General features: G+C 59.0%; 1 protein-coding gene and 1 pseudogene. Both read left to right on the top strand.

All coding sequences use genetic code 11. The annotated features are described in order from the left end of the window. Positions 1 to 327, top strand: a pseudogene (locus VI25_RS27055) (hypothetical protein); the annotation flags it as partial. Beyond that, positions 224 to 653, top strand: a 430-nt coding sequence (locus VI25_RS24160; protein WP_262489968.1) for an alpha-amylase family glycosyl hydrolase, incomplete at its 3' end; no start/stop codon positions are given. The pseudogene VI25_RS27055 and the gene VI25_RS24160, both read left to right, overlap by 104 nt.

Genomic DNA, 653 nt, shown 5'->3' with positions numbered 1-653 from the left:
AATTACCGGAGGCTACGAGGAAAAACCATCATTGCCTACTACGGGGAGGGCCCGCACCTGCATGACTACCTCCAGGGAAATGAACCGGGAGGTGCTGAGCAAGTACAACGTCATGACCGTGGCCGAGGGTGCCGGCCGGGCCCCACCGACGCCATGCGCTTCGTAGACCCCGCGCGCCACGAGTTGAACATGGCATATCACTTTGAAGGGGTTGACCTGGGCAATGGCCCCGGGGGCTACCAGCTCAAGGATTTCAAGCGGTATATACCGTTGGGACAGTGCTTTTGCCCAGAAGGGTTGGCTTTCTATCTTCCTAGCCAACCATGATGTGCCCCGGATGGTGAGCAAGTTCGGCGACGACCGGCCCGCTTTCCGGGAGCCCTCGGCCAAGCTACTGACTACCTTTATCCTGACCATGCGCGGCACGCCGTACTACTACAATGGCGATGAGCTAGGTATGACCAATATCCGCTTCGACCGAATTGAGCAGTACCGCGACGTGGCTACCCGCAACGAGTATGCGCGCCTGCAACAGCAAGGCGGCGACCTAGCGGCCTTCTTAGCCACAGCTAAGCGCAGTGCCCGGGATAATGCGCGCACACCTTTCCAGTGGAATGCATCGGCCAATGCGGGTTTTACTACTGGTGCGCCTT

The organism is Hymenobacter sp. AT01-02 (assembly GCF_000961955.2).
Classification (GTDB): domain Bacteria; phylum Bacteroidota; class Bacteroidia; order Cytophagales; family Hymenobacteraceae; genus Hymenobacter; species Hymenobacter mucosus.
The sequence above is the reverse complement of the archived record's forward strand: the minus strand, read 5'-3'. Positions and strand labels throughout refer to the sequence as shown.